Source organism: Enterobacter sp. Ap-1006, from assembly GCF_011752835.1.
In the GTDB taxonomy this organism is placed as follows: Bacteria; Pseudomonadota; Gammaproteobacteria; order Enterobacterales; family Enterobacteriaceae; genus Cedecea.
The window spans coordinates 59,525-84,545 of sequence record NZ_VWWU01000007.1; the positions used below are offsets into that span (position 1 = coordinate 59,525).

The 25,021-nt window shown below is 54.9% G+C and carries 7 protein-coding genes, 1 other RNA gene and 2 pseudogenes; 1 reads left to right on the plus strand and 9 read right to left on the minus strand.

Features of this window, described 5'->3' with window-relative positions; all coding sequences use genetic code 11:
• Positions 1 to 2: 2 nt before the first annotated feature.
• A complete protein-coding gene (locus F3J28_RS19975; RefSeq protein WP_166879120.1) occupies positions 3 to 2,009 on the plus strand; it encodes an AAA family ATPase in 2,007 nt (668 codons plus the stop codon).
• A 66-nt stretch (positions 2,010 to 2,075) separates the two neighbouring features.
• Here the strand turns inward: F3J28_RS19975 and F3J28_RS19980 are convergent.
• The 9 genes and pseudogenes from F3J28_RS19980 to smpB all read right to left on the minus strand — a co-directional run.
• A pseudogene (locus tag F3J28_RS19980) lies at positions 2,076 to 2,602 on the minus strand (tyrosine-type recombinase/integrase); the annotation flags it as partial.
• 298 nt (positions 2,603 to 2,900) lie between these two features.
• Positions 2,901 to 3,995, minus strand: a complete 1,095-nt coding sequence (locus F3J28_RS19985) for a hypothetical protein (RefSeq protein ID WP_166879123.1) — start codon at positions 3,993 to 3,995, stop codon at positions 2,901 to 2,903.
• Between the two features lie 2 nt (positions 3,996 to 3,997).
• A pseudogene (locus F3J28_RS19990) lies at positions 3,998 to 4,374 on the minus strand (tyrosine-type recombinase/integrase); the annotation flags it as partial.
• A gap of 846 nt (positions 4,375 to 5,220) precedes the next feature.
• Positions 5,221 to 5,584: a transfer-messenger RNA gene (gene ssrA, locus F3J28_RS19995) on the minus strand.
• 117 nt (positions 5,585 to 5,701) lie between these two features.
• A complete protein-coding gene (locus tag F3J28_RS20000) occupies positions 5,702 to 6,865 on the minus strand; it encodes an HlyD family type I secretion periplasmic adaptor subunit (RefSeq protein WP_166879252.1) in 1,164 nt (387 codons plus the stop codon).
• Between the two features lie 7 nt (positions 6,866 to 6,872).
• The gene (locus F3J28_RS20005; RefSeq protein WP_166879125.1) at positions 6,873 to 9,080 is read right to left on the minus strand and encodes a type I secretion system permease/ATPase; all 2,208 of its coding nucleotides are present in this window, start codon (positions 9,078 to 9,080) and stop codon (positions 6,873 to 6,875) included.
• A complete protein-coding gene (locus tag F3J28_RS20010) occupies positions 9,077 to 10,483 on the minus strand; it encodes a TolC family outer membrane protein (RefSeq protein ID WP_008458187.1) in 1,407 nt (468 codons plus the stop codon). The genes F3J28_RS20005 and F3J28_RS20010 overlap by 4 nt, the downstream gene beginning before the upstream one ends.
• A gap of 81 nt (positions 10,484 to 10,564) precedes the next feature.
• Positions 10,565 to 23,707 carry a BapA/Bap/LapF family large adhesin gene (locus F3J28_RS20015; RefSeq protein ID WP_166879128.1) on the minus strand — a complete coding sequence of 4,381 codons (13,143 nt, stop codon included), beginning with the start codon at positions 23,705 to 23,707 and terminating at the stop codon, positions 10,565 to 10,567.
• A 788-nt stretch (positions 23,708 to 24,495) separates the two neighbouring features.
• Positions 24,496 to 24,978 (minus strand): SsrA-binding protein SmpB, encoded by a 483-nt coding sequence (gene smpB / locus F3J28_RS20020; protein ID WP_008458185.1) that lies wholly within the window; start codon positions 24,976 to 24,978, stop codon positions 24,496 to 24,498.
• Positions 24,979 to 25,021: the final 43 nt, after the last annotated feature.

Below are 25,021 nucleotides of genomic sequence, written 5' to 3' on the forward strand. Positions count from 1 at the left end.
ATATGAAATTGATTTCATTCAGGATAAAAAATTATCGCTCTATTTTTGATAGTGGCTTAATAACAACTGATAAACTAACAGCAATACTTGGTAGAAATGAAAGCGGCAAAACCAATTTGCTATCGGCACTTTATAGTTTAAAGCCAGCAGAAGAATTTAGCATTCTTGATAAAATTAAAAACTTCCCGAGAAATCGAAGACTAGAAGAGTGTGGTGATTCGACTGGAGTGGTTGAGTCTAATTGGGAATTAACTGATTCAGAATTAAAACAATTGGGGAATATTTATCCAAGGGCAAAAAATAGCAAAATAGTCAGTATTTCCAGAAACTATGGCAAGGTAAGATTGATAGGCTTAACAAATCTTGAGCCGTTTGATTATGACCCTGCTTTAATTAAAAAGAAATTAAATAAGATTCTATTGAACATAGAGAACTCAATAGATGGAAATGAGTATGAAGATGCTGAAAAAAATACTGTTGTAGCTTATTTTAGAAACTTGGTTTCTGAAATTTTGCCAGCTGACAATGAAGGGGTTCTATCCTGGTCTAACAAAGTTGGGGAAAAATTTAATGATTTGAATAAAGCTATAGATAAATATGATTTAGTGATCAAAGAAGAAAATGAAACTTTCATTGAATCTATGAGTGAGTTGGTAAGCGTCATAAAAAATGACGCGTCTTTAAGCCAAAAGGCACGAGATTGGATAATTCAATCTATGCCTGTTTTCATCTATGTTGATGAATATCCAGAGCTTGAAGGGCATCAAAACTTAGGGCAATACTTTGAACGAAAGCGCCAAGGCAATCACAATAAGGCTGATATCAATTTCGATAAACTATGCAAAGTTGCAGGCATCAAACCTGAGGAATTGCATGAAAATAAAAATGATCCTGAGGTGAGGAATCAGTTAGCAAATCGTGCTGGTGCGGTAGTAACACAAGAAATACATCGATTATGGAAAGATAAGCCACTGAAAATAAGATTTAATCTTGATAATGATTATTTCCATACCTACGTATCTGATCATAATAGTGGATATGATGTTGAAGTTAATTTAGATGAGCGGAGTCGTGGCTTTAAATGGTTTTTCTCATTCTATATTACTTTTTGTGCAGATACTCATGGCGGAAATGCCGAGAATGCGATTATTTTATTAGATGAACCTGGTTTGTACCTCCACGCCAAATCGCAAGGGGACTTGTTAAATCATTTAATTGATGATTTTTCTAACCAAATTATATATTCAACGCATTCACCATTTTTGGTTCCTGTGAAAGATATTTCTGCTATTAAGACTGTTTCACTCTCAGAGGAGAACGGGACACAGGTTACAAATGATCCCAGTGGTGACTCTACGACCCTATTTCCCCTTCAGGCAGCATTAGGGTATGATATTACTCAGTCATTGTTTATTGGTTCTCATAACCTAATTGTTGAGGGTGTAACTGATTACTGGTATTTATCTTCTTTATCTGAGTACCTCATTTCTAAGGGGATGGTTGGATTGAATGAGAATATTACAATCACTCCTGCAGGAGGGGCTCAGAAAGTATCTTATTTAGTATCCTTGCTTTCATCTCAGAATCTTAATGTTGTGCTGCTTTTAGATGATGAAAGAAACAGTCGTCAAACTTCGGTTGAAATCATTAACGGGAGAATGATTGGCCAAAAAAATATTATTTTTGTATCTGAGGTTCAGGACGGTGAAAACACAGAAGTTGATATAGAGGATTTGTTTGAGACAGATATGTTTAGATCTCTCATAACAGAGTCGTATGCGTCTGAGTTGAGTGAGGTGTTGGTTTTTAATGATAAGATTCCAAGAGTGACCAAACAGGCAGAGGAAGCTTTAAAGTTAAATAAAAAGAAATTTGTGAAAGCTAAGCCAGCTAGATTGTTCCTTTCTAAATTGAAAGATGCGAATGATGATTTTCTATCATTAGAAGTAATGAGCAAGTTTGAGAATCTATTCAAACTTATAAACAAGAAAATTTCCGCAAAGAAATAATAGTTAAGCCCGTCAGTTAGACGGGCATATTTAGTTTTACGGTTTTTTATTAACGGTATATCCCCATCACTCCATAAGTGGCTTTCGCTGTTCTAGGTAAGTTAAACGGTTCTAACCTCATTTTTATCTGTGTGAGCTCATGCTGCTTCTATCACGTTGGGATTAAAACCAGCTTCGCTTAATGCAGTACTTGCAATAGACCTTAGTCCGTGTGCAACTAATTTACCGCCATATCCAATCCGTTTTAACGCTGTATTAGCTGTCTGACGATTCATCGCTTGCTTTATATTAGTCCTGCTCGGGAAAACATGTTCACGATGAGCGCTGATTGGTTTCATCACTTCCAGAATCTCTAATGCCTGAGCAGATAGAGGGACAATGTTCTCACGCTTAGCCTTCATCCATTCGGCTTGGATCGTCCAGAGTTTGGTATCGAGATCGATCTCTGCCCATCGAGTGCCTTCAGGCTCTGAAGGGCGTACGAAACTCAGAAGCTGCTATTCATTAAGACAACAAGTTGGAACGGACAGGTGTGATATGACTAAAGAGCGCATTAGCTTAGGAAATTTTTTTGATCGCAACGTTAGCACGTTTGCAGACACAAAAAAGCCCACATAACTTACGCCATGCGGGCTTTCAGGACTTCGTATCGGGCTCTGGTAACCGTCAACAAAGGATTTTGGTGCTGGCGGGAGTTGAACCCGCATCCGAAATTTCTACATACCATTTTTAGTATAGTAAAAACAGCCATTTACTGTTAAAAACAGTGGGTTAGTATTATTCGGTATTCTTCCGTTTTACTCATTTTTAATGCCCTGCCGCCAAAATGCCGCCAAGCAAAGTCTTACCTCCTACAACATTTGTGTAGGTGAACTACTAAATCCTACTCTGTTATTCACTGGATGGTTCAGTGAGAGACTTTGCAGGCTGTTCGCTTGAATGTTTATCTTCCTGCGTAGAAGCTGTCTCAGCTTCATTTATAGAAGTTAAAACCCCTTTCAAGGGTTTTGAACGCGCTGGCAATGGTGTTTGATCTAAAATGAGCCTTGCTTCTTTAGCGCTGCTACGAAAGCTTTTCACTTTATTTATCAAGTCAGGATGGCTCTGTTTATTAATTCCATATATATCAAGGATTTCTAATAGAACCACGCTAATTTTAATACAAATAAGTCTCATCCTTAATATAGTAAATATCATGCATAATTTTGGATTTCGACTTTTTGTATCAATTATAGTAATATCTTTAATGTCATCATTTAAATATAAAAAAGCGCACAGGGTTAGCAGGGTTATTCTTATTTTCTTTAGTTCTTTATTATTTTCATCAACACCATTACCTATTGTGTTAATGTAATAGTTGCTATCTAATGCCTTAAACGCGTTTATATTATTATCTAATAATATATTGATTTTTTTTATTGTTGAATTAGATGGTGTATATTGTGGTCCTAGTGTTGGAGATGAGTCTGGGAATAATCTTTTATACAAGCTGTGAGGTTGGGCGACGGATAAATTTAAATTGTTTGCTTGTTCTGTTTTATCATTTTCAGATTTTACTACTCTCTTGCTATAATTAACCTTCCCAAGAAACTCTACGTGATACTTATTATGAGCATAATAACCATCTGTTTGATTTTTGGTTTCGGCAGTTTTTATTTGAGCTTCTGTTTGATAAGTTCTATGAAGATTAGTGACAATAGCGCCGAGCGGTACTGATGATGCTAGCAAAAGTAATGGAAGTTTAGAAATCGCTATGAAATTATTCATTCCTTCGTTGTCAAATTGTGGCAGATGGCCTTTCCATGAAAAAATTCCAAAGTAAAAAAAACTAAAAACAGGTGTTAATATTGCAAACCAAAAAAGCTCCTGAGAGAATAAATTCTTATGGTCTAGTTTGTACCATCGTTTAAATACTATAAGAGTAATAAATGATGCTAAAATGATTATGTATACCGCCAATATTATGATAGAGTTTTTAATGTCCATTTTTAAAAGCCATATAGATTATGAAAAGGGTTTTTAGTAACAGCATCTTCAAGATGATCAGGTGAAAAGTGTGAGTAAATCATCGTCATTTTTATATCGGCATGCCCTAAGATTTCTTTAAGAACGAGTATGTTTCCGCCGTTCATCATAAAATGGCTGGCGAATGTATGGCGCAGTACATGGGTGCATTGCCCCTCGGGCAAGTCTATACCAGCTCGTATCACTGCACGCTCAAAAGCTTTTCTACACGGAGTAAATAGCTTATGTCTATTTTTTTGGGGGGGGGGGCGTTATGTTGAGTCATTGATTGATATCGTCACAACTCTGTTTTTCTTGCACTTCATCCGGTGTAAGTGATTCGGATTTTTGATAATTGGATACGTAAGTATCTTTCTTGGCTTGGGTATCTTCTGATGGGGTTGAGGTTTTTTCATGCAGTTTTAATATTGAAACTTTGAAGATATCAGTGAATGCAAATGCCGCTCGCGCAATCGCTACTGAGCCTAACGAGTGAGTCAGTAAAATGAAAGTTTTAGGATTGCTTTCAGCCCAATTAGTGAAGCTGGTAGTTGGTTCGGTTCCATATAGGATTTTTGCGTAAACAATAGAGACTGCATATACAAAAACAAATGCGGTTTCTATATTCCATATTGCGTTTAAAATATTTTTATAAGGTTCAGCTTTACCATTTCTTAATTGCAGTGCACTAAAAACACATATGAGAAAAAATACTAAAGAAATTAATTTTATATTAAATTTAAGATAGTCGTCATTAAGTTGATCCCATACATATGTGACAACTATTAAGACGGCTAATAGTGAAAAGTAAAACTTCCATGGAAGGTTAAAACGATAATTCATAATCAATCCCTTTCATTACATATGATGATAGCCCTATCAGGCATAGGGTTACATTTTTTAAATATTTAGAATGATGCACTGTTTTATTGCGAATGAATAGCTACTAGAAATCATGTGTAGTATCACTAATCTGAATCGCAGCAACACTAATTAGAAGTGGATTGAAGAAACTTGCAGTGCTAGATAAAAGTAGGGTAGTTAGCTGAGCAATACTGTGATCTCAGCCTATCTAAAAGGTAGGTCATAAGTAGTGGTTTTCAGCAATTCTTATAGAGATAACTGACACAAAAAAGCCCACATAACTTACGCCATGCGGGCTTTCAGGACTTCGTATCGGGCTCTGGTAACCGTCAACAAAGGATTTTGGTGGAGCTGGCGGGAGTTGAACCCGCGTCCGAAATTTCTACATCCTCGGTACTACATGCTTAGTCAGTCTTTACATTCGCCGGGCAACTGCGGACAGACACGCCATTACCAGACTATCCTGATTAGTTTTAATGCTTCAACCCCAGGCAAGGCATCCACACGATCTCTTTTGGGTTTGACCTCTCTTTGATCCCCGTCTTAAGAGCGGAAGCTAGGGAGAGAGGGCTCAGAGCAGGTTATTAAGCTGCTAAAGCGTAGTTTTCGTCGTTTGCGACTATTTTTTTGCGGCTTTTTACGAGGCCAACCGCCCCTCGGCATGCACCTTGGGTTTCGCAAATCCCGTCGAATCCAGAATCAGCCCCAATGTGTACCGGCGAGTATAACAGATTTATTACGCGCGTGACCAGCCGTCTAAAGAGAAATCCCGCTGAGTGCCAGGCGTACAAAATTCCTTCAGCACCAGCGGGATAGGCGGTCAATTAACGTTCGCGCAGCGCCTCGCGGGCGCGGTTGAACGGCTTAATCAGGTACTCAACGATGGTTTTCTGCCCGGTTTTAATGTCCACGGTGGCCACCATCCCCGGTGAGATGGAGAAATGGTGGCCGACTTTGTTCACCAGGTAGTCCTGGTTGGTGCGGATAAACACCCGGTAGTAGACGATTTCCGGCTTCACCTTGTCCTGAATGGTGTCCGGGGAGATGGTTTCCACGGTGCCTTCCAGCCCGCCGTAAATGGCGTAATCGTAGGCGGTGATTTTCACCAGCGCGCGCTGGCCGGGGTGGATAAAGGCGATGTCGCGCGGGGAGAGCCGAGCCTCAATCAGCAGGTGATCGTCCACCGGCACAATCTCCATCATCTCACCGTTCGGCGGAATAACGCCGCCGATGGTGGTCACCTGAATGTTCTTCACGATGCCGCGCACCGGGGAGCGCACGGTCATGCGGTTCACCGAATCCTCACGGCCTTTGATGATGGCGTCCAGCATGTCCACTTCGGCATTGGCCTTCGACAGCGCCTCGCGCGCCTGCACGTAATACTGCGAGCGCAGGTCGGTGATCCTCAGGCCCAGGTCGCTTTTCTGCCGCTGCAGGCGCAGCACTTCCACGTGGCTCGCCGCGCCGCTTTTCACCAGTCGCTGGGTGATATCCAGCTCTTTGTTGACCGACGTTAACGCGTCCCGCAGCTCGGCTTCGGAGTCGTTCAGCTGCGCCCGGCGGGTTTTATACAGCCGGGTTTCAGAGGCGATCAGGTCCGGGAACGCTTTGAGCGAGTCCGGGAACTTCAGCGGCTGGTCGTTCACTTCCGCATAAAGCCGCGCGCTGGAGGCCAGAGAAGCACGGTAGCGAGCTGTACTTTCGCCGACGTTGGACTCGGAGCGGGTCGGGTCGAGGCGGGCGACGATTTGCCCGGCCTGCACTTTATCGCCCTCGTGCACCAGCAGCTCGGTGACTATCCCTCCGTCCAGCGACTGCAAAATCTGCTCGCGGGAACTCGGCACTACTTTCCCGGTGCCGGTGGAGACTTCGTCCAGCGTGCCGAACCACGCCCAGACGCCGAACAGAGCAAACAGCAGCGTGATGAGCAGGATAATGCGGCTCGCCCCGGAGAATTCGCTTTCGCGCTGGATGTCCGGGTCATCCATGGTGACGTCATGCTGACTGGTTTTCATTGTTCCACTCCCGCGGTGGTGTCTGGGCGGCGGCCGGGGCCTGAGCCTGTGCCGGTCTTGCGGCGCCGAGCGCCTGCGCCTTCGGTGCATCCATTACCAGTTGGCCGTCTTTCAGCACCAGCACGCGTTCGACCAGTTCGAGCACCGGCACGCGGTGGGTGGCGACGACCAGCGTGCGGTGGCCGAGCCACTGGTTCAGCCGCTGAATAAATTCCCGTTCGGTATGGTCGTCCAGCGAGGCGGTGGGCTCATCGAGCAGCACGATGTTGGGCGAGCGCAGCAGCATCCTCGCCAGCAGGATCGACTGACGCTGCCCGCCGGAAAGCCCGCTGCCGCCTTCCATGATCGGGTGATCCAGGCCTTTAGGCAGGTGCTTCACAAAGTTGCTCGCGCCGCTCACGTCCAGCGCCTCGAAAATAGCTTCGTCGCTGGCGTGCGGTGCACCGAGGGTGAGGTTTTCCCGCAGCGTACCGTAGAACAGCCGCGCGTTCTGGCTCAGGAAGCCGATGTTGCGGCGCAGATCCGCCATATCGATTTGCGACATCGCGAGATCGTCGAGCCGGGCTTCGCCGCTGGCGAGATCGACCCCGCCGGCAAGCGCCTGCAGCAGCGTGGATTTACCCGCCCCGTTGCGCCCGAGCACGGCAATGCGCTCGCCGCGCTGGATCTCAAGGCGGGCAATACGCAGCGGAATGCGCGGATCTTCGCTGTGGTATTTGAACTGCGCGCTTTCAAACAGGTAGTGGCCGTGGAGGATGTCCTTGTGGATCAGGTTTTCATCGCGCTGGGTTTCCACCGGCAGCTGCATGATGCTGTCCAGCCCCTGTTTGGCGGCTTTGACTTGCTGCCAACGGGCGAGCACGCCGCACAGGTTGGCCATCGGCGCAATCATCCTTGAGGCCAGCATCGAGGCGGCGACCATGGCCCCGGTGGTCATTTCACCTTCAATGACCAGCGGCGCGCCGAACAGCACCACCACCACGAACACCAGGCTCTGGATGGTGATCCCCCAGCTGATTAAGCCCTGGGTCAGTTCGCGGGTTTTCAGGCCGGACTCGGCGGTAATGCGGATGTAGCTGTTCCACTGCTGGAGGAAGCGGTTTTCCGCCTGCATCAGCTTGATGTCCTCCAGCCCCTGCACGCTTTCCACCAGCACGGCGTTGCGCAGGGTGGATTCGTGGGCGGCCTGGTTGGCCAGCGTGGCGAGCTTTTTCTGCAGCAGCAGGCCGGGCAGCACCATCACGATGGCGGCGACCGGGGCGATCCACGCCAGCTGCGGGGCGATGATCGCCAGTACCCCAACGAACAAGATAAAGAACGGCAGGTCGACGATCGTCGAGATGGTTGAGGAGGTGATCATCTCGCGGATCTGCTCCAGCTCGCGCAGCTGAGAAATAAAACTGCCGGTGGAGCGGGGCACGGCGCTGTTGCGCAGCCGCAGGGCGTGGCTAAAGACGCGATCCGAAATACGCATGTCGGCCCGCTTGCCCAGCACGTCCATGATGTTGCTGCGCGTGACTTTCAGAATGAAGCCGAACACCACGGCGATCAGGACCCCGGTCGCCAGCACGTAGAGCGTCGGATACGACTGGGCCGGGATCACCCGGTCGTACACCTGCATCGAGAACAGGATCCCGGCCAGCGACAGCACGTTCACCCAAAAAGCTGCCAGCATTACCGGGCCGTAAGGGCGAATGTCCAGCATGATCAGCTCTTTCATCCAGTCCGGGCTGAAGCGTGAGATATAGGCGTCGACGCGGCTGTCTTTCAGCGCTGAGAGCGGGCGCAGGGCGGCCACAAAGCGGATCTCCGGCAGCAGCTTGCTGAGCGACTGGCGGTTGGTGTGGCGTTCGTCGTCGAAGTAGCAGATATCCACGGTGTCTTCGCCGTCAAACTGTTCGATCACCGCGATCTGGCCGTTGGCTAAGTCCACCACCACCGGTAGCCGCCACTGGGATATCGCTTTTTCGGTGTTGCCCAGCATATGGAAGGACAGGCCGGCCTGGCGTGAAAGTTGGGTCAGGGCGGCGACTTTAGTTTTGTCTTTGAACCACGGGGCGTTGGCCTGAATGGTGCCGGGGGAGCAAACCACGCGGTAGTGCCCGGCGACGTGACTGATGGCGTGGGCCCATTGGGTCAGGGCCTGTTCGCTTAAAAACTCCCCAGTGGGAGAGGCTGTCTGGCTCATGGCTGAATCTCCAGGGACTGGATGTTGCGGTGTTCCAGACCAAATGCAGTGCGTAATTTGCCGGTGTTATACAGGCAGTTAAGCTGCAGTTGATGGAGCTGGCTCAGCGTTTGTTGTTGGGCGAAGCGCGCCTGGAAGACTTCCTGCTCGGCGTTGAGCACGTCCAGCAGCGGGCGGGAGCCCAGGTCGAGGTACTGCTGTTGGTACAGTTCGCGGGTGCGGGCGCTCAGCTGTTCCTGGCGCTGCAGCACCTGGAGCGCGGTGGCGAGGCTAATGGCCTGGCTGCGGGATTCCAGTAGCTTCTGGCGCACGTCCAGCCGAACCCGGTCGATACCGGACTGCGCCGCTTCCAGCGCATGGCTGGCGGCGTTGCGGCGTGCCGTCAGGCCACCGCCCTGGTAAATCGGCATTTCGACGCGGATATACGCCGAGTATTGCGTGCGGTTCAGTACTTCGCTGCCTGAATAGTTATTGTTCAGGTAGTGCTGCACGGACGGCTCCAGCGAGATGGTCGGCGTCATCTGCGAATTGGCGTAGTCCAGGTTGGCCTGCGCCACGTTGGCCTGCGCCCAGGCGGCAAGGACGGCGGGCACCAGGCGATCGTCCGGCTTCGCCACGTTACAGCTGTTATTCAGCTTCTGCGGGAAATCAGGGCTGACTTTGTTGAGGCTGGTCCAGCCGAGCTGGCTCATCAGCGTCGCCTGGGTGCTGTCGAGGTTCGATTCGTACTGGATCAGCTGCGAGCGGGCGGATTCGATACGCGCGTCGGTTTGCACCACATCGGACATCGAGGTTGCGCCCTGGTCGTTCCGCTCCTGAGTCAGGCGCCCAATGGCGGTCAGCGCGTCCAGCTGTTCTTTGGCGATGTCGACCATTTGCTGCCAGAGCTGCACCTGCACCATCGCCGAGGCGGTGTCGTGCCCGACGGTGTCAATACTCACCAGTACGTTGGCCTGGGCCTGCGCTTCCCCGGCGGTTTCGGCGCGGACCTGGCTCGCGACTTTGCCGAAGTCATAGAGCATCTGGGACAGCGAAAGCACCAGCGACGGGCTGTAGCCGCTGTTGGTGTAGGTGTTGGTGTAGCCGTTGTTCATCCCGGCGCTGATCTGCGGGTAGTACTTCGATTTGGCGACGTTGATCTGTTCAGACTGGCTGGAGAGTTTGCCAATAGCTTCGCGAATGCTGGGGTGCCAGGTGACGGAGCGGTTGACCGCGTCGTTCAGCGTTAAGGTTCCGGGCGCAGGGGCATTCAGCGGGAGGGCAGTGGAGCCATCGAGTGAGGGGAGCTCTTGTTGTTGAGCCAGACCCTGAGTCGTAATAGAAGTAGGCGCGTCGTCGGCCCAGGCCTGGAGTGAAAACAGACCGCAAGCCAGCCATAACGCAACAGGCCGTAATTTTCCCATATTTTTTCCCTAATAAATGGCACTGCGTTTTTGTCTTATTCCCCGGGCGTCTGCGCGCCCGGGGATTTATCGCAACTACTATCAGGCAACAATGTGGTTGTTCTGGATCAGCTCATCGAGTGTGGTGTGCACGTTCTCCAAAGTGACAAGAGTGGTTGAGTGGTATGTGCCGGCGGTGCCGTCACGGTCGATGGAAATCACCGTGTTGTTGCCGACGCTTGCCACGCTCAGGTAATTACCCAGCGATGAAGTCTGACCGTTCCAGCCGACCAGCAGGTCGTGGATGTTGATCTGGTCCCCGTTGGCGAGCGAGAAGTTCTTCCAGACGTCCGATCCGTTGCCGCCCGTGCCATCGGCCGCGCCGCCCGCAAGGACGTGGTACACCAGCGTATCGGCGTAGGCCGAAGAACCGGTGATGATGTCCCCATATGCGGTACTGACGATTTGCGGGTTCATGTTAATGGTCAGGGTGGCGGTGTCCGTATGCCCGTTCTGATCGTTCAGAGCGTAGGTAAAGACCTCTTTGTTGGTGATTGACCCCGGCGATACCCCCGGATTCAGGGTGTAGGTGTAGTCGCCGCCGATACCAATTTTCAGCGTGCCGTACTGCCCCTGTATCGTGGCCACCGCGTCGCTGTTGCTCATCGGGTTCAGCGTGGCCGAGCTGCCGTTAGCGCCGGTAATTGTCATCAGCGTATGCACGCTGCCAAGCTGGTCAGACGCACCTGCGGAGTCAGTCCCGTCGTACAGGTTGCCGTGTACGATGGTGCTTTGCGCCGTGAAGCTATCCAGCAGGTTTGACGTCCCGGTGACCGTTGGCGTGATGGTGATCGTGCCCAGCCCCAATGGCCCCATGTTCCCGACATAGCTCAGCGTCCAGGTGCCAGAGTGCAGATCGGTGATTGGAATGGTTGCCGTGCCGCCCAGCAGGGCGCTGCCGCTAAAGGTGCCGGTATAGGTGTGACCCTGACCGTCGCTTAGCGTCCAGCTGACGGACAGTCCACCTAATACCAGACCGGAAGCCACTTTGAACACAATATTGGCCCCGCTAAGCACGGTGTTATCCGCAATGTTAAAGGTGCCGCTGCCGTTGCCGTGGGTAGAGGCCAACAGCGCCGTGTTCCAGGAGGCTGACCCAACGTTGGCGCTCGCGTAGGCCGCGGTGTTCTGCGTCGACGTGATAGCCATGATGGAGCTGATATCGTTCACGGCATCCACGGTATGCGGCGTGGCGGTGATGTTCAGCGACGCGGTACCGGTATCCCCGTTTGGCGCGGTCACGGTGTACACGAAGCTGTCTGGCGTATTGATGCTGTCGGCTCCCACGCCGGATTTCAGCGTGTAGGTGTAGTTGCCGTGAGCATCAATGGTCAGCGTCCCGAACTTACCGTTGATGGTGGTGGTACCGGTCGCGGAAACTGCCACGCCGTTCACCGCCGTCAGCAAGCTGCCTGCCGGAGCGACATCGTCCTGCATCACGTTCCCGGTAGTTGAAGCCGCCAGGCTGTCGACCGCGTAGGTGTGATCCTGGAGGATATTCAGCGTGTAGCTGGTCAGCAGTGAGACACCGCTCGCGTTCATCAGCAGGAACAGGTAGTCCCCGCCGCCCAGGGTGACGGTCAGCTGGCCCGACGAGCCGCCCAACAGCGGAGCCGTCAGCCAGGTTTTCTGCACCTGGAACTGCTCGTATTGCTGGGTCGCCACGTTGAACTTGTAGATGTACAGGTCGAAGGTGGAAAGCAGCGCCACCCCGCCCACGCTGGCCTGCAGCGTCATGGTGCGGGTCGATCCGTCTGCGACATCAAACAGAATCGGGTTGGTCATGTTAGCCAACAGGTTGAGGTTGACCACATTCCCCAGACCGACGCTCAGCACCGACAGACCTGTTTGCTGTGAAGCTCCGTGGTCAACGGCGACCACATCAGTGCCGAAGGTCAGCGATCCGGTGTTATCCGTAGCGGTGACCGTACTGGCCGGGGCGCCGTTGCCCAGGCTGACAACCAGCTGTGCAGAGTCGCTGACGCCGTTGTGGGTAATCGTGTAGGTAAAGTTCTCGGTGCGGCCCAGGACCGCTGCCGAGGTGTTGGTTAAGGTGTAGGTATAGCTGCCGTCCTGGTTGATATGCAGGGTGCCGTATTTACCCTGAATATCCAGTCCGCCAGCGCCAACCGTATGGGAGACGCCCTGGCCATCGGTAATCGCCGTGACCACGGTGCCGGTAGGGGCGTTGTCCACAGCCCCACCAGGGCCCGGATCGGTAATGACGTTCCCGCTTGAGGTGGTGGTACCGCTGACCACGCCGGCGCTGGTCTGCTCGACGGTCACCGCAAGGTTGGTCGCCGCGCCGGTGGCCAGCAGGCTGGTGTTGTAGCCCAGCACGCGGTATTGCCCTTCGCCCAGTCCGTCAAGGTTCAGGGTAACGCCGGTAGCGCCCAGGGTCAGCAGGTTCAGGAACTGCGGCAGGGAGGAGTCGACAACCGTCGTCCAGGAGTTAGTGGTCGCGTCAAATTTCTGAATAGCGATTTCCAGCGTATTCAGCAATGACAGTACCACACCGGTGGCGGCGGCATTAATGGTGATATGCCCCGTTGCTCCGCTGCCGATGGTGAAGCCGACCTGGGCAGTATTGCTGCCCAGAACCGACGCCACGTTCCCCAGCGCGCCAATCAGTAGGTTGCCATAGCCACTGTAGTGCGAGGTGGTGATGTCTGCGTTGCTGGTCAGCGCCAGATCGACCACGTTGCTGCTGGCCGAAAGTGGCAGAATCGGCGCTGTGATCGAGAGCGATGGAGAGACGTTACCCGCCGCATCCGCGGCAGATATCGACAGCGACTGCCCTTCAATCTGGCGAGTCGGCAGCGTGATGCTGAACGCGCCGGACGCATTCGCCGTGCCGGTGACGGTGATCCCGCCCGGCAGCGTGATGGTCACGGTGCTGTTAGCTTCCGCTACGCCTGTGATCGTCGACCCGTCGGCGCTGATAACCCCGGTTGGGATCAGCGGTGGAATAGTGTCGACAATCACCGAGGTCGGCAGAGAGGCGCCGCCCGTCCCGTTGGCGTTGGTTGCCGTGGCGGTAAAGGCGTGCACGCCATCACCCAGCGCGCCGGTCGGGGTAAACGTCCAGACGCCGCTGGCGTTCGCGGTAACCGTCCCCAGCAGCGCGCCGTTGTCGTAAATCTTAACGGTGGCGTTGGCCTCGGCGGTGCCGTTGATCGTCGGTCGGGTGTCGTTGGTGCTCTGCCCGTTGCCGACGATGCCGGTTTTCGGCAGAACATCGTCCACGATGCTGGTAATCACTGGCAGCCCCGGCACGCCGGTAAACGGTGCGGTGAAGCTCGCGGAGACGCCAATGTTCCCGGCGGCATCCTGCGCGAAGGCCAGCAGCGACTGAGCGCTGGTCTGCGCAGGCGAGAGCGTAATAGAGAAGTTACCGCTCCCGTCCGCTTTCGCCGTCCCCAGCACCGTGCCTGTGGCAGAGGTAATGGTCACGGTGCTGTTGGCTTCAGCCAGGCCTGTGACTACGGTACCGGTGGCGTTGACCGTCAGGCCGGTTGGCGCCAGCGGCGGAATGGTATCAACCACGATCCCGGCAGGCACAGACGAGGTACTCACGTTCCCGGCCGCATCCGTTGCCGTCACGGTAAACGAATGGTTGCCCTGCAGCAGCGGCAGCGTTGGCGTAAAGGTCCAGACGCCGCTGCCGTTCGCCGTGGTGGTGCCCAGCAGCACGCCGTTATCAAAGATATTGATTGTGGCGTTGGCTTCGGCGGTCCCGTTCAGGGTAGGACGAGTGTCGTCCGTTGGCTGGTTGTTACCTACCGGGCCAGTGATTGGGCCGACATCATCCACCACGGAGGTAATCACCGGCTGGTTCGGCGCCACGGTATCCACCACGATGGTGAAGCCTGCCGTTGGGCTACTGACTACGCCCGCACCGTTGGTCGCGGTGATAGTAAAGGTATGCGAGCCGTTTGCCAGCGTGGTCGGCGGGGTAAAGACCCAAACGCCCAGGGCGTTGGCCGTCACGGTGCCAATCAGGTTGCCGCCATCGTAAATCTTGATGGTGCTGTTGGCATCCGCCGTCCCGTTCAGGGTCGGACGCGGATCGTTGGTTGCCTGGCCGTTGGTCAACGGGCCTACCGTGCCGCCAACCACGTCATCGACGACGGAGGTCAGCACCGGCGTATTCGACACGCCACTGGCGACGGTCAGGGTAAAGCCAGCCGAAGGTACGCTGGTGTTGCCTGCCGCATCGGTCGCGGTGACGGTGAATACGTGCTGGCCCAGCGACAGTGCCGTACCCGGCGTGAAGGTCCAGGACCCCAGCGCATTGGTGGTTACGGTGCCAATCAGGTTGCCATTGTCGTAAATATTGATGGTGGAGTTCGCTTCGGCTGTGCCGCTGAACGCCGGTTGAGTGTCGTCCGTGGTCTGGCCGCTGACCAGCGGCCCCTGAACCGGGCCGACATCATCGAAGGCCTGCACCACAATCGGCTGGGAAGGCGCAATGGTGTCTACCACCACGTTAAACGGTGTTGACGGCAGGCTGACGTTGCCCGCAGCGTCCGTCGCGGTCACTGTCAGCGCATGGCCACCGTTAATCAACGGTGTGGATGGCCTGAAGGTCCAGGCTCCGCCCGCATCTGCCTGGACGGTGCCAAGCAGAACGCCGTTGTCGTACACGCTGACGGTAGCATTGCCCTCAGAGGTACCGGTCAGCACCGGACGGGTGTCGTCGGTGACCTGGCCGTTAGACAAGTTGCCGGTGATTGGGCCGACGGCATCCGCCACGGTGCTGATGACCGGCGCGTTCGGGGCAATAGTATCCACCGTCAGCGCAAAGCCACTGGACGGATTACTGACGTTGCCAGCCGCATCGGTCGCGGTTACGGTTAAGGTATGCGCCCCGTTGCCGAGCGCGGCCACAGGGGTCAACGTCCACGCGCCAGACCCGTTGGCAATGGTGGTACCAATCAGGTTGCCGTCACTGTAAACCTTGATGATGGCGTTGGCCTCCGCCGTCCCGCTCAGGGAAGGGCGGGTTTCGTTGGTGGCCTGGCCGTTGGTGATTGGCCCCAGCACCGGCGCGGTATTGTCCAGCACGGTGACGATCACCGGTGGGTTCGGTGCGACAGAGTCAATGTTCACGCCAAACGAAGCCGCGTTACTGACGTTACCTGCGGCATCCGTCGCCGTAACGTTCAGGGTGTGTGTCCCCTGGCCCAGCGGTGCGGAAGGGGTAAATGTCCAGACGCCCAGCGCATCCGCCTGGGTGGTTCCCAGCACGTTATTGCCGTCTTTCACCGTGATGGTGGCGTTGGCTTCCGCCGTACCGCTCAGGGTTGGCTGAGTGTCCTTCGTCAACTGGCCGTTGATCAGCGGCAGGTTAGTGCCTGGCTGAGTCTGGTCGTCGATGACCGAAAGAATGACTGGCACTACAGGCGGCACGGTATCGACCACCACGTTGAACCCTGCGCTTGGGCCGCTGACGTTGCCTGCCGCATCCGTGGCGGTTACGGTGATATTATGGCTGCCATCCAGCAGAGGAACCGTTGGGGTAAAGCTCCAGTTCCCGCCCACCGGTACCGTTACGGTGCCGATCACCACGTTCCCGTCCTTGAAGGTCAGCGTGGTACCCGCCTCGGCGGTACCGCTGAAGGTTGGCGTATTGTCGTTAGTCGGCTGGCCGGACGTTATCGGCTGGGAAGTGATGTCGTTGGTGACGGAGACGACCAGCGGGGTGGCCGGGGCCAGCGTATCGACGTTCACCACAAAGCCGGTGGACGGCAGGCTGACGTTCCCGGCGGCGTCCGTCGCCGTGACGGTCAGGGTGTGAGAACCCTCGCCAAGATTAGTGCCTGGCGTAAAGGTCCAGATGCCGAGGGCGTTCGCGGTGACGGTACCGATGATGGTGCCGTTATCGAGAATGTTCACCGTGCTGCCAGCTTCCGCCGTACCGCTCAGGGTTGGCGTTGGGTCGTTCGTGGCCTGGCCATTGGTTAACGGCCCGACTACGCCGCCTACTACATCGTCTACCACGGAGACAATCACCGGCTGGGCTGGTGGCGTGGTGTCGACAATGATGGTGTAGAGCGGAGACAGGCCGCTGGTCTCAAGACCGACGGTCTGGCTCACGGCAAAGGTATGCGGGCCTTGAGTCAGCGGCGTGGTGAGCTGATACGTCCATGTGCCGCCGGCGCCGACCGGTACGGAGGTGATCAGCAGTCCATCAATATAGATATGTACGACCCCGCCGAGGGCGCCGCCAGAACCACTCAGGGTTGGTAAAGTATCATCGGTCGATTTGCCGTTGCCGACGTTACCGGTTACGGCACCCACGTTATCGTCTACCAGATCGATGGTTGGCGGATGCGGCAGGATGGAGGTGGTTGCGGTGAAGTTAATGCCCGCGCTTTGGTTACCCGCTTGATCCTGAGCAATAGCCGTCAGGGTTGCGCCGGTGGTTTGAGCCGGGGACATCGTAACGGTCCAGGTGCCCAAAACAGTGTCAGCCACAGCCGTGCCCAGCACGTTGCCGCTGGAGTCTTTGATGATAACCGTTGCCCCCGGTTCGGCGGTACCGGCTACAAGCGTACCGGTAGGGTCGGTGATCGGCAGCACTACAGGGTTTGGTGGCGGAGTGGTATCGACGTTAATCACAATTGGCGCAGAAGGCCCCACGCTGTTACCGACGTCATCCACCGCTTTGATGGTAATGCTGTGTGCGCCTTCCGGCAGCACGGAGGTGGTGATACTCCATGTGCCATTGGCGGCCACGACACCGGTACCCAGAATCGTCGTGCCATTGGTGTCGTACAGCGTGATTGTACTGCCGACTTTGCCGGTACCGGTAAAGGTTGGCGTGGTGTCATCGGTGAAGCTGCCGTTGACCAGCGGGGTCTGGATCGGGCCAACGTTATCAATGATTTCCACGACGACCGGCGCGGTGAGCGGCACGGTATCGACGGTCAGTACATAATCGGTGGATGGCCCGCTGACGTTACCGGCTTTATCGGTTTGTTCCGCGGTGATGGTATTCACGCCGTTGTTCAGCGCGGTATTCGGCGTAATGGTCCAGTTACCTGAGCCATCCACTACCGCAGAGCCTATCGCCGTGGTGCCGTTGTAGAGCGTGACGGTCGCGCCGATTTCACCCGTGCCGTGGAACACCGGCTTCGTATCATCGGTAATGCCGTTGGTAATTGGCCCGGTCACCGGACCCACGCCGTCATCTACGGTACCGATAGTCGGTGCCGCCGGCGGCGTTGTGTCTACGGTGATCGCGATCGGGGCTGACGGCAGGCTGATGTTGCCCGCCGGATCGGTCACCTGGACGGTAATGTTATAGGTCGTTTCAGTGAACGGCGTTGACGGGGTCACGCTCCAGGTTCCGTCGGAGCGCACGGTGGCGGTGCCGATCAGGTCGTTCCCGTTGTTGTAGACGTTGATGGTTGAGCCCGCTACGCCGGTCCCGCTAAAGGTTGGCGTGGTGTCATTGGTACTGCCGCCAGGCGCGACGGGACCGACCACCGGAGGCACATTATCGGTCACGACTGGTGCCGCTGGCTGAGCCGGAGGCGTTGCGTAAACCGAGAGCGTGAAGCCAGAAGAAGGCATCCCCGTGTTGCCTGCTGCATCCGTTGCCGTAGTCGTGAAGACGTGCGTCCCGCTCCCCAGAGGAGAAGTTGGGGTGATGCTCCAGTTACCGTCGGCATCGACAACTGCAGTACCAATCGGCGTGGCGCCGCCGTCAGCGTACAGCTTGATGGTGGCCCCCACTTCCCCCTTACCGGAGAGTACCGGCTCGGTGCTTTGGGTGCTGCCGCCGTTAACCAGGGTGACTGGCGCGCCGGCGACGTTGCCCAGAGCGCCGTCGATGGAAGGGGCTCCCGGAGGCGCGGTGTCGATAACTACAATCTGCACGGCTGCAGAACTGGTGTTTCCGGCCGCATCCGTTACGTAAACATTCAGGGTATGCGAGCCTTCGCTCAGCGGCTGAGTTGGCTGGAATGTCCATGCGCCAGTGCCATCCGCCGTGACGGTACCGATAAGCGTTGTGCCGTCATAAATTTTTACGACCGCATTGGCGCCTGCTGTCCCATTAATAACGGGTTGAGGATCGTTGGTTGAGCCACCAGGCAAGATCGGGCCAGTATCCGGGTTAACGTTATCCACTATTTCGCCGATAGTCGGCGCGGTTGGCAGGGTTGTGATCAGCTCAATGTTCCACGGCGCGGAAGGTGCGGTGACGTTTCCGGCGGCATCTGAAGCCGTGACGGTAAAGGAGTGAGGTCCATCCAGCAGCGGCGTGGTTGGCGTAAATGTCCAGGTCCCGTCGCCGCTTACGGTAGTGGTTCCCAGCGGATTCAGCCCATCGTAAATAGTAATGGTTGAACCCGGCTCACCGCTGCCGCTAAGGGTTGGCGTCGGATCGTTGGTGGCGCCGTTATTGCTGACCGGTCCGGTAACGGTACCCACATCGTCCAGCACCTGGGTAATCGCCGGGGCGGTAGGAGCGATGGAGTCTACGTTGATGTTAAAGGCGGCGCTCGGCTGGCTGACGTTCCCGGCGGCATCGGTGGCGGTCACCGTCAGGCTATGCAGGCCCTGGCCAATAGAGGTGGTCGGCGTAAAGGTCCAGGCTCCGCTGCCGTTGGCGCTAACCGTGCCGATCAGCGTCCCGTTGTCGTAGATCTTCACGGTTGAGTTAGCTTCAGCCGTACCGGAGATCGTCGGTTTATCATCATTAGTCAGGTCGCCGTTATTCAGGTTACCGGTATGCTCAGGCACATTGTCGACCACGGAACCGATGATCGGCATATTCGGTGGGGTGATATCCGGGGCGGTGACCGGCGCATTCGGGCCGATATTCCCGGCGGCATCCGTGGCGTTCACTTCCACCAGCTGGCCGTTCGCCTGCGGGGTTGTCAGGGTGATGCTAAAGCTGCCGTCTGGCCCGGCAACGGCCTGACCCAACGGATTGCCCAGCGCATCGGTTACTTTCACCGTGCTGCCAGCCTCGGCTTTACCGGTCAGTACCGAGCCGTCTTCATTGAAGGTGAGGTTGGTCGGCAGCGCAGGCGGCGTATGATCCTGGGCAATGACGGCGGCAGGCGTACTGACGTTGTTCGCGGCGTCCGTCGCGGTGACCATCAGCGTCTGGCCGTTTAGCTGCGGTGGCGTGAGCGGGGAAATATCAAATGTGCCAGTGCCGCTGGCAACGCCTACCCCAATCACATTGCCGTTACCGTCCCAGACGGTGACGGTACTGTTCGGTTCGGCGGTACCGGTCACATGCAGACCATCCGCGCTGACGGCAAGCCCGGTTGGGGCATTCGGTGGCGTGTGATCCGGGGCAGGAATAGCGGCACCTGGCCCGGTATTACCCGCCGCGTCGGTCGCTTTGGCGGTTAAGATCTCCCCGTTAAGCTGAGGTGGGTTGAGCGTCACGCTGAAGTGGCCGGTACCGTCCGCTGTGGCCGTACCGAGCACGGTGCCGCTGGCGTTTGTGATGGTGACCTTGCTATTGGCTTCTGCTGTCCCGGTGAGCGTTGTCCCGTCGTTAGAGACGGCCAGCCCGGTGGGCAGTATCGGAGGCGTGGTGTCCACGACGACGCTAAAGCCTGAGGATGTTCCGCTGGTGCCGCTGCCGTTGGTGGCAGTAAAGGTGAAGTTGTGCGGGCCATCAATCAGCGGGAGCAGCGGTGTAAACGTCCACGTGCCGCTGGCGTCAGTTGTTGCGATGCCGATAGGCAGGCCGTTATCAAAGACAGTAACGGTGGAGCCCACCTCTGCGGTACCGCTCAGCGTTGGGCGGTTGTCATCCGTTGGTTGACCGTTCGTCAGCGGCCCCTGGATAGGGCCGATATCGTCAGTGACCGAAACCAGAACCGGAATGGTCGGGAAGCCGGAGTTTGACGCCGGGAAGGTGGTATCCGGCCCCATGTTACCCGCCGCATCCTGCACCTGGGCAGTCAGCGTGCCGCCATGGGTTTGGGCCGGGGTGAGGGTCAGGGTGAAGTGCCCGGTTTGGTCAATTTGTGCCGTACCCAGTACCACGCCGTTCGGACCGACAACTTTCACGGTGTCACCGGCCTCACCTGTCCCGGTCACGGTTGTGCCGTCCAGGCTCACGGTGTCAATGGTGACCGCCACCGGTGGAAGGGTGTCCACGGTGAAGGTTGGGCCGACGGTCACGCTACTGATGTTGCCCGCGAGGTCGGTCTGCTGCAGCGTAATCGCGTGCGGTCCATCGGCCAGGGCGAGAGAAGGCGTAAAGCTCCATTTGCCGTCGCTACCCACGGTAACCTGCCCAATGGGCAGGCCATTATCAAAGATAGTCAGGGTACTGCCTGCTTCCCCGGTGCCGCTGAAGGCCGGTTTACTGTCATCGGTAATACCGTTGTTGCCGATAGGGCCGGTGATAGAGCCCACCGTGTCGAGGATCTGATCGAGTACCGGCGGATTCACGACGGTATCGACAATGACGGTGTAGGACGTGGAGCTTCCGCTATCGCCGCGAATATTCGAGGCTGTGGCGGTGAAGCTATGCGGGCCGTCGGGCAGATTGGCGACAGGAGTAAAGGTCCAGATCCCTCCCACGAGCACGATGGTGGTGCCGATCTCTACGCCATTATCAAAGATATGAATCGTCTCGCCGACGACGCCTGTCCCCTGCAGAGTTGGGGTCTGATCGTTGGTTGGCTGATTGTTGGGTACGGTGCCAACGATCGGCGGAACGTCATCAATGATGGTGGTAATCACAGGGATGGTCGGCAGCGGGAAGAACGGCGCGGTGGCTTCTCCCGGCTGGCTGACGTTGCCTGCCGCGTCGGTTGCCGTGACGCTGAGCTGGCTGCCGTCGAGCTGCGGTGTGGTCAGGGTAATAGTGAATGCCCCGGTCACAGGATCGGCAGTGCCGGTTCCAATCACGTTCCCGTTCGCATCTTTGATGGTGATTGTGCTGCCATGTTCTGCGGTGCCTGTTAATGTCTCGCCATTAGCGCTGACAAGCAGGCCGGTCGGTTCGGCAGGCGCGGCGGTATCTACAGTCACGGTATAGCTGACTGACGTGCCGCTGTCTCCCCGAACGTTAGAAGCCATAGCGGTGAAAATGTAGGCGTTATCCACCAGCGGTGTGGTTGGCGTAAAGCTCCAGGTGCCGTCCAGGGCGACCTTAGTGGTACCGATCTCACTCCCGTTGGCATAGATATGAATGGTGTCCCCGGCTTGCCCGGTACCCTGCAGGGTTGGCGTGTTGTCGTTGGTTGACTGCCCGTTCCCTACGTTACCGGTGACTGGCGCGACGTCGTCAAGAACGCCGGTAATCACCGGCAATACCGGCGGGAGTACGTCCGGCGCGGTCACGTTGGCCGGAGGACTGTTGTTGCCCGCCGGATCGGTGACGACCACGGTCAATGTTTCACCGTCTACCTGCGGCGTGGTCAGGGTGATGCTGATATTGCCATTGTTATCGGCAGTACCTGACCCGACGACTACGCCGTTCGGGTCTTTAATGGTGACGGTGCTACCCGCCTCGGCATGGCCGGTGACGATTTCCCCATCCGGGCTAACGGCCAGACCGGTGGCCGGCCCTGGAGGGGCGGTGTCAATGGTGACGGTATACGCTGGGGATGGGGCGGTTTCGCCCCTTTCGTTACTCGCCGTGGCAGTAAACACATGGGAGCCGTCGGCCAGCGCGCTACCCGGGGTAAAGCTCCAGGTTCCGCTGGCACCTACCACGACAGTCCCAATCTGTACCCCGTTATCGTAGATGTGAATGGTCGTGCCAGCCTGGCCGGTGCCGTTCAGCGTGGGAGTATTGTCGTTGATTGGGGAGTTATTGCCTACGTTGCCGCCGTTAGGTGCTCCCGGGTTATCGTTAATTACGCCGGTGATAGCTGGCTCATCCGGCAGCGGGATATTCGGTGCGGTAATGGTGGCACCAGGACTGCTATTACCTGAGGGATCGGTCGCCGTGACGGTCAGTATTTCGCCGGTTATCTGCGGGGTGGTCAAAGTAATAGTGAAGCTGCCATCGGTGCCCGCCGTGCCAGTGCCTATCACGTTGCCATTGGCATCTTTTACCGTAACTGTGGATCCTGCTTCAGCATGACCGGTCAGGGTATCGCCGTCTGGGCTAACGGCCAGATCGGTTGCAGCCGCAGGTGGCACGGTGTCAATGGTGATGGTATAGGCCGGAGAGGTTGCGCTTTCGCCCCTTTCATTTGTCGCCGTGACGGTGAAAGAGTGGGTGCCGTCAGCCAAAGCAGTGCCTGGCGTGAAGCTCCAGGTCCCATTGGCGCCGACCACAACGGTGCCAATCTGCACGCCGTTGTCGTAAATATGTACCGTGGTACCGGCCTGACCGGTGCCGTTCAGCGTGGGAGTATTGTCGTTGGTTGGGGAGTTATTGCCTACGTTGCCGCCGTTAGGCGCATTCGGATGATCGTTCGTGATACCTGTAATGCCAGGTTCGTCCGGCAGCGGAATAGTCGGTGAGGTAATAGTGGCACCTGGACCAGTGTTACCAGAAGGATCTGTTGCCGTGACGGTCAGCGTTTCGCCTGTTATCTGTGGCGAGGTGAGGGTGATGGTGAAGCTGCCGTCGGTGCCAGCAGTACCGGTGCCAATAACGTTGCCACTGGCATCTTTTACCGTGACCGTGGATCCCGCTTCGGCATTACCGGTAATGGTTCTGCCGTCTGCGGAGACGGCAAGACCGGTAGGTGCCGGCGGTGGAGTAACGTCTGGTCTGCCAGGATTGCCTGGGTTGGTGCCGCTATCAGAGTGCCCACCGCCGCCGCTTGAGGCTGCAGCAATGGCACCGCCCGCGGCAACGGCCAGACCACCCAGCACCCAAGGCCATATTGCGCCGCCTTCGGCATGTGCGCCCGTAGCGGTCATGATCGCGTCAATATTGGCAATTTGCTCATAGTGAGCTGCGGTTTCTGGATCCTGAACCCACCAAAGCACGCCGTCATGGCCTTCCAACACTAGCTGGTTGCCACCCTGGTCGGCAAAGGCGTAGTAGTTTTTGATGGTAATGGTTTCGCCGGAATGGAGTTTGATCACCAGATCCTGGCCTGAACGCGTGTAGCTGGCGACCTCTTCACGTTCAATTTTTAGCTCGACAATTGAAGGGCCTTTTAAGGTGATTTCAGAGGCTTCGACGTTGTTTTTAACGCCGGTTAATTTAGAGATAATTAAAATTGAACGCATTGTTATCACTCCATTCGCGATGAACGTGGTGGTAGTCAGTTGCCCGGCGTAATGTGTTGATTACCGAAAGCAAAATTTTTAGGTGTAAAAGGCCCTTCGCGATTTATTGGCGAAAAAAAGGCCTGTATCAAAAAATTGATGACAGTGATTGTTAATAAACAGGGCGTTTCCGGTGCGGAATCGAAATTAGTTAATTCTCAGGGTCATAGGCTCGTCGTTTATTAAATAGAGACTATTGATGATATAGACAGGAAAAAATGAAAGCGCAACTTAAGCCATATTTAACACTATGTAAGTCACTCTAAAGTACCAGTGAACGTAGCGGGATCACCTAAACGGCTGAAGCCAGTTCCCATGGTGTATGTCAGGTGCCGTTGTGCTTATTGCATTGAAAGATTTAAGATAAGTTTTAGCCGTGCTTTTGTATTACCCCGAATGAATTGAGACTTCAGGCATAAAAATCCCTGTGTCTGAAAGGGATATAGTGCCTTTTTTGGTGGGGTATTTTGTTTTGTAAAGAGGAAAAATATGGAAGAAATTATCTATTTTGTGAAGCGTACAAAGATGGTCGCTGAGGTAGGAAATATTATATATCTATGAGTTTGTGGTTTTCAGTGGGGAAGATAATTGTGAAGGAAAATAGCATATATTATTTAGTGTCGCTTAACTCATTCAGATGCCCCAATATTTGACTGCGCAATAATAGCTGATAATTAAAAGTGCGTGTGTTTTTTTATACTGGCTCTTCAGAAGAAGAGCCAGTGGAGTGCGGGGCTGAAAGAATCGCCTTAACGGCCCGCGTTTTTCATGATGCGGGCTTTATCCACGGCCCATTCGCGATCCTTCGCATCGGAACGCTTATCATGCTGCTTCTTACCTTTCGCTACGCCGATTTTCACTTTGCACCAGGCGTTCTTCCAGTAGAGGGACAGGGCGACGATGGTATAACCGTCGCGGCTGACGCTACCGAACAGGTTGTCCAGCTCGCGCTGGTTAAGCAGCAGCTTACGGGTGCGGGTAGGATCGCAGACGACGTGGCTGGAAGCGACGGTTAACGGCGTGAAGTTGGCGCCAAACAGATAAGCTTCGCCATCTTTAAAGATAACGTAGCTGTCGCCGATGTTTGCCTTCCCGGCACGTAATGATTTTACTTCCCAGCCTTGCAGCGCGAGGCCCGCTTCAATCTCATCTTCGATAAAGTATTCGTGGCGGGCACGCTTGTTTAGCGCAATGGTGGCTGAGCCTGGTTTGTGTGCTTTTTTCTTAGTCATAGTGCTGCTCAGTATATGTAATCCAGGAGTTCAAAGACACCCC